Genomic DNA, 6,435 nt, shown 5'->3' with positions numbered 1-6,435 from the left:
GGGCGGGGCGGTGGGCTTCCTCACGGCGGCTGGAGCGCCCCAGGTGGACAACAGCCTGGTCACGGGGACGATGTGGGCGTTACCGGCCGCCTGGTTGTCCAGAGCGGCCTGGGTGCTCGTCCGCCGCGCCGCGGAACGCGCGGACCGGATGGCGGCCGAGGCCGCACGCGCACGCGCCGAGTCGCAGGTGGCCGAGGCGGTCAGAGCCGAGGAACGCGAGCTCGGCAACTCGTTGCACGACACGGCCGCCACGACCCTGCTGATGGTCGGCATCGGGCAGGTGCGCTCGGACGCGGAGTGGCTGGCCCCGCAGGCGAGCCGCGACCTCGACAGGCTCCGCTCCGACAGCGGGCGCGCACCCCTGCACGCCGACCTCGTAGAGCTGTTACGCGCCGACCTCGATTCCGTGCAGCTGACCGTGGAGTTCGACGCTCCGGCGGAGCTGCGGCTGCCGTTCGAGGTGGCCAGGGCGATCGCCGACGCGGCCAGGGAGTCCCTCACCAACGTACGCCGCCACGCGGGCACGACCCGGGCGGCCGTCCGGCTGGGCGGGGACGCGCGGTCCCTCCGGCTCGACATCGCCGACCGGGGGAAGGGCTTCACTCTTGCGGACGTGCCGGACACCCGGCGCGGCATCCGCGAGTCCCTGCGCGGCAGGATGAGCCGCATCGGTGGCACGGCCACCATCGTCTCCGCCGAAGGCGAAGGCACCCTCGTACGGCTGGAGTGGCATGCCGCCCCCGACTGACGCCGCAGAGGAGCGCACGCGGACGCAATTGCGGCGCGGTCTGCGGATCGCGACGCTGGTCGTCGCCGTGGCGATCGTGTTCGGGCTCGGACTGGTCAACATGCTGCGCCGGTTCGACGCCTACCCGTGGCCGCTCGCGCAGCCGGTGGCCCTCGCGGCGCTGGGCCTCGTGCTCGCCGGCGAGGCAGCGCTCCTGGTCCGGGGGCGGCCGTGGGGGCGGCTGCGCTGGGCCGCCGTCGCCGTCGTGCTCGCCGCGTCCGCGCTGTCGTACGCCGCCCTGCCTGAAGGGCGCACGTCGACCACGGTGGACTGGATCTTCGGCGCCGCCAACTGGGTCGGCGTCGTCGTGCTGCTCGACCGCCCCCTGCGAACAGCCGGGGCGTTCCTGCTGGCCCACGAGCTCACGGCCCTGCTGCACCTGGTCCTGTTCGACGAGCCCAGCCGGCAGGCGCTGGCCCGGTTCGCCACCGGTTCGGTGACGGTGATCGGCTTTCCCCTGTGCGTGGCCGTGGCAGCGGCCGTCCTGCGCGGTCTGAGCGCGGCGTCGGCGGCCTCCCAGCGGGAGATCGAGCGGGTACGCGTCGCCGAGGCGGTCGCGGCGGAATCCCACCGCCGCAGGCAGCAGCGGCTCGCCGAGCTGTCGGCGACCACGATCCCGCTGCTGGAAGGGCTCGCCGACGGCTCGCTCCGCCCCGAGGACCCGGCGATCCAGCGGCGCTGCGCGATCGAGGCCGGCCGGATGCGCAGGCTGTTCGCCGAGACCGACACCGTGGCCAACCCCCTGGTGCACGAGCTGCGCCACTGCGCTGACGTCGCGGACCGCAAGGGCGTCGTGGTCGAGCTGGATGCTCGCGGGCAGTGGCCGACGCCGCCCGTGGCCGTCCGGCGCGACCTCATCGAGCCGGTGCTGAGCGTGCTCGCCACCGCCGCCTCCCGGGCCCGGATCGCGGTCGTCGGCGGCGCGGACCTGGTGTCGGTGAGCGTCGTCGCGGACAGTGGTGAGGTGGATCCGCCGGATCCGGTGACGCCGGGAGTGCACGTCGAGACGTTGAACAACGACGACACGGTATGGATGGAGGTCCGATGGCAGCCGAGCCCGCAGCAGGCGAGCTGATCACCGTCGTGATCGTCGACGATCACGCGGCCATCGCCGCAGGCGTCCGCTCCTGGTGTTCCCAGGCCGTGCCGCCGATCGAGCTCGTCGACGCCGGCGACCGGCTCGCCGACGTGTGGACCGGCCCAGGGGCCGGCGCAGACGTGGTGATCTTCGATCTGGAGCTGGTGCCGCGCAGGCCGGACTTCGGCGAGCTGCGCCGGCTGGTCGACAACGGCCGACGCGTGATCGTGTACTCCCAGCACACCGACGACGCGACCGCGATCAAGTGCGTCGATCTCGGCGCGCTCGCCTACCTGACCAAGCGCGAGGGCCCCGACCACCTGGTGCCCGCCATCCGGGCGGCCGCGCGGGGCGAGCCCTACACCGCGCCGTCGTTGTCCGGTGCGCTCATCGCCGACGACGCCCCCGGCCGGCCGCGCCTGTCCCAGCGCGAGACCGAGGTGCTGCGGGCGTGGTTCGTGGCCTCGTCCAAGGAGCTCGTCGCCGCGAAGCTCAACATCACCGTCAAGACCGTCGACACCTACATCGCGCGCGTACGGGTGAAATACGCCAACGTGGGGCGGGCCGCCCGCACCAAGAGCGAGCTCGTCGGCCGCGCCCTCGACGACGGGCTCATCACGCTCGCCGAGCTCAACGAGACGGCGACTTCGTTGTAGGGCGTTCACCGGACACCAGTGCGGTCCGCGCCTTCCTAGACTTGCCGGCAGTAGCGGCCATGCCGCGCGGCACCCTCCACGATGGGGCGGCGGGTTGTCCGCGTCACTCGAGTACGGAAGGCCACAGGAAGGTTCCTGGTTTGCCGTTGATGCTCAGGACGGGCGCGTTCACGATGGTCCGCGGACCGCGCGGGGGCTCGTGGGGGAGCGATCGAGCGGCGCCGCCCGACGCCGGCGGCTCCGGGGGGCCCGCTGGCGGGCGGGACCCGTTCGTGTCCGGGCAGAGCGTGCGTGGGGCCACGTTCCCCGCGATCGGCTGAGGAGTTCCGCCGGGCGGGACGACCGCGGGCACGGCCCGTCCTGCTCTTCCCGGCGCAGGTCTCCTTCCTCATCCGCGGCACCACGGAGTCTCGCGTCGGTCGTCCACTGTGACAGGGGAAGCTCAAATGGGACTGCAGATCAAGTTTCTCGGGCCATGGGAGGTCACGGCGAACGGCGAGCCGGTGAAGCTGACCGGGTTGCGGCGGGTGGGGGTGCTGGCGCGGCTGGCGCTGAACGCCGGGCGGGCGGTCCCGGCCGAGCGGATCCTCGCCGACGTGTGGGATCAGAGCACGGTGACGACGGCTGGCAAGCAGTTGCACATCGTGGTGTCCAAGCTGCGCGGCCTCCTCGCGCCGTACCAGGACGACGAGATCATCGCGACCGTCCCCGGCGGCTACCAGCTCAACCTCGCCCGTGAGGGTGTCGACGCCCACTTGTTCACGCTCATGACCGGCCAGGCGCGGGCCGCGCGGGCCCGGGGCGAGATCGCGGCGGCGGACGAGCTGTTCCGGCGGGCTCTGGCGTTGTGGCGGGGCAACGCGCTGGAGGGCATGACCGGCTCATGGGCGCAGGCCGCGTGCGCCCGCCTGGAGGAGGAGCGCCTGACCGCGCTGGAGGACCACATCGACCTGCGGCTGGAGTCCGGCGACCATCACGCGGTGGTGCCGGTGCTCACCGCTCATGCCGAGGCGTACCCGCTGCGTGAGCGGCCTCGCGCCCAGCTGATGCTGGCGATGTACCGGGCCTCCCGGCCGTGCGAGGCCCTTGAGGTGTACCAGGGGACGCGCCGCGTCATGGTCGACGAGCTGGGCATCGAGCCAGGGGCGGTGCTGCGCCGCATGCAGCAGGCGGTGCTCAGGCGCGACCCCGCGCTCGACCTGGGCCCCCCGGCGCAGCGCGCCACGCTCACGAGGGCCGCACTCCCGAACGAGCTCCCCGCCGACACCCGGGCGTTCACCGCCCGCGCCACGGAGATCGCCTGGCTGCGCGGGACGCTCGCCGACGCCGTGCCGGGGCTGCCGTCCGTCGCGGCGATCCACGGTGCCGGCGGGGCCGGCAAGTCCGCGCTGGCCGTGCACGCGGCACACGGCGTCGCCGAGCGGTTCGCCGACGGCGTCCTCTACGTCGACCTGCGTGCCGCCACCGCCGGGCGCACGCCGCTGACGCCGTACGAGGCCCTGAGCCGGCTGCTGCGCTCCCTCGGGGAGGACGGCGCCGCCGTACCGTCCACCCTGGACGCGGCCGCCGCTCGCTACCGCTGCCTGACCTCGACCCGCGACCTGCTCGTCGTCCTCGACGACGCGCTCGACGCCGACCAGGTCAGGCAGCTCATCCCCGCGGGGTCCAAGTGCGCAGTCGTGATCACCAGCCGGCAGGTCATGACCTCGCTCACCAGTGCGAGCCGGCTGGACCTGACCGGGCTCGCCGACGCCGACGCCACCGCGCTGCTCGCCCGCATCGTGGACCCCGTGAGAGTCGCCGCCGAGCCGGAGGCGGCTCAGCGGATCGTCCGGCTCTGCGGTGGACTGCCCCTCGCGCTCCGCATCTCGGCGGCGCGCCTGGCCGCCCGGCCCGACCGGCGGTTGTCCTCGCTGGCCGAGCAGCTCGCCGACGACACGCGCCGCCTCGACGTTCTCGAACACGCCGACCTGGCGATCCGCACCAGCATCGCGGCCGGCCTCCAGCACCTGCGCGAAGAGCCCGACGCCGTGCACGCCTTCCACCTGCTGGGGCTCATGGGCACCGGCACCCACACGGCGGCCGCCACGTCCGCTGTCGCCGGCTGGCCCGAGCCGCGCGCGGAGGCCGCGCTCAACCGTCTCATGGACGCCCGCCTGCTCGAACGCGCCGGGTTCCGCCGCTACCGGATGCCCGACCTGGTCCGCCTCTACGCGCGCGAGCAGGCCGCACGCCACATGCCGGAGCCCGTACGCGTCGCCGCCGTCCGGCAGGCGTTCCACCACCACCTGACCAGAACGCATGACCCGATCGTGCACCGCCGCAACCCGGCAGACCGGGCGGTCGCCCGGCCGCCGGCCGCCCTCCCGCGCCGCCTCGCCGTCCACTGATCCCCGTCGGAAGACCACCGAGCTCCCCCGGCCCCGGCGTATCCCTGCGCGCCCATGACTTACGTGAACATAATGAGTGAGGTTTGTTGTCATCCACGTGAGGGGATGGGTCTCCCTTCACATGTGAGCGTGAGGAGCTTGGGGTGCAAGACATTCTGTCCGCGATCTCGGACTTCGTCTGGGGGCCGTTCCTGCTGATCCCCCTGCTCCTGCTGACCGGCCTCTACCTCACGATCGTGCTGCGCGGCCTGCAGTTCCACAAACTCATCTACGCCCTGTGGCTCGCGCTCATCCGGCGCAAGGACGTCGAGGGCGTGGGCGACATCTCCCACTACCAGGCCCTGTCGACGGCCCTGGCGGCCACCGTGGGCGTCGGCAACATCGCGGGCGTCGCGACGGCCATCCACCTCGGCGGCCCTGGCGCCCTCTTCTGGATGTGGGTGACCGGGCTGGTCGGCATGGCGACGAAATACTCCGAGGCGTTCCTCGGCGTGCGCTTCCGCCGTACCGACGCCAAGGGCGAGCAGTCCGGCGGCCCGATGTTCTACCTGACCTACGGGGTGGGCGGGAAGTTCGGCGCGACCCTGGGCGTGCTGTTCGCCGTCTTCGGCGCGCTCGCGGCGTTCGGCATCGGCAACATGGTGCAGTCCAACAGCGTGGCCGACGCGGTCAACTCGCAGTGGGGTGTCCCCATGTGGCTGACCGGTGCGATCATCACGGTGCTCGCCGCGGTCGTCATCCTGGGCGGCATCAAGAGCATCGGCGCGGTCACCAGCGCCTTCGTCCCCGCTATGATCGTCTTCTACATCATCGGCGCCCTGTGGATCATCGTCGCCAACATCGGCAACCTGCCCGGGGCGCTGGCCCTCGTCTTCACCGACGCGTTCACCGGCACCGCGGCCACCGGCGGGTTCGCCGGCGCGGGCATCCTGCTGGCCATCCGCTACGGCGTGGCCCGCGGCATCTTCTCCAACGAGTCGGGCCTCGGCACCGGCGGCATCGCAGCGGCGGCGGCCAAGACGAACGAGCCGGTGCGGCAGGCGCTCGTGTCGATGACCCAGACGTTCATCGACACGCTGGTCGTGGTCAGCATGACCGGCCTGTCCATCATCATCACCGGCGTCTGGCGCAGCGGCGAGACCGGAGCGCCGCTCACCACCTCGGCCTTCAGCCACGGGCTGCCCGGCCAGTGGGGCGGCATCGTCGTGACGGTCGGCCTGGTCTTCTTCGCGTTCTCCACGTTGCTCGGCTGGGCCTACTACGGCGAGCGCTGCATGGACCGGCTCTTCGGCAGGGGAGCGGTGGTGCCGTACCGGTTGTTGTTCATCGTGCTGATCTTCGTCGGCACGGTGCTGGAGCTGCAGACCGTGTGGACGTTCTCCGACATCATGAACGGTCTCATGGCGCTGCCCAACCTCATCGGCCTGCTCCTGCTCTCCGGGCTCGTCGTCCGGGAGACCCGCGCCTACTTCAACCGTCCCGACTGGGAGAAGATGGCCACCGTCGACCCACGGTGATCACGTG

Annotated in this window: 5 protein-coding genes; all 5 read left to right on the top strand. The window is 72.4% G+C overall.

The features are described from left to right. Window positions 1-748 (top strand): sensor histidine kinase (locus E1294_RS11830; RefSeq protein ID WP_425465202.1); only part of this gene is annotated, 748 nt, incomplete at its 5' end. Continuing rightward, complete coding sequence (locus E1294_RS11825; RefSeq protein WP_132507744.1) at window positions 732-1,862, top strand: hypothetical protein; 1,131 nt, start codon at window positions 732-734, stop codon at window positions 1,860-1,862. The genes E1294_RS11830 and E1294_RS11825, both read left to right, overlap by 17 nt. Beyond that, complete coding sequence (locus E1294_RS11820; protein WP_132507742.1) at window positions 1,832-2,521, top strand: response regulator; 690 nt, start codon at window positions 1,832-1,834, stop codon at window positions 2,519-2,521. The genes E1294_RS11825 and E1294_RS11820 overlap by 31 nt, the downstream gene beginning before the upstream one ends. Before the next feature lie 446 nt (window positions 2,522-2,967). Beyond that, window positions 2,968-4,911: an AfsR/SARP family transcriptional regulator gene (locus E1294_RS11815; protein WP_132507740.1), complete on the top strand. Its 1,944-nt coding sequence runs from the start codon at window positions 2,968-2,970 to the stop codon at window positions 4,909-4,911. Window positions 4,912-5,054: 143 nt separating this feature from the next. After that, window positions 5,055-6,428: an alanine/glycine:cation symporter family protein gene (locus tag E1294_RS11810; protein WP_132507738.1), complete on the top strand. Its 1,374-nt coding sequence runs from the start codon at window positions 5,055-5,057 to the stop codon at window positions 6,426-6,428. Window positions 6,429-6,435 lie beyond the last annotated feature (7 nt).

The organism is Nonomuraea diastatica (genome assembly GCF_004349015.1).
Classification (GTDB): domain Bacteria; phylum Actinomycetota; class Actinomycetes; order Streptosporangiales; family Streptosporangiaceae; genus Nonomuraea; species Nonomuraea diastatica.
The sequence above is the reverse complement of the archived record's forward strand: the minus strand, read 5'-3'. Positions and strand labels throughout refer to the sequence as shown.

Bases quoted from the DNA above. Each gene is read 5' to 3' on its own strand.
- E1294_RS11825 (WP_132507744.1), top strand. From the start codon at position 732: ATGCCGCCCCCGACTGACGCCGCAGAGGAGCGCACGCGGACGCAATTG.
- E1294_RS11820 (WP_132507742.1), top strand. From the start codon at position 1,832: ATGGCAGCCGAGCCCGCAGCAGGCGAGCTGATCACCGTCGTGATCGTC.
- E1294_RS11815 (WP_132507740.1), top strand. From the start codon at position 2,968: ATGGGACTGCAGATCAAGTTTCTCGGGCCATGGGAGGTCACGGCGAAC.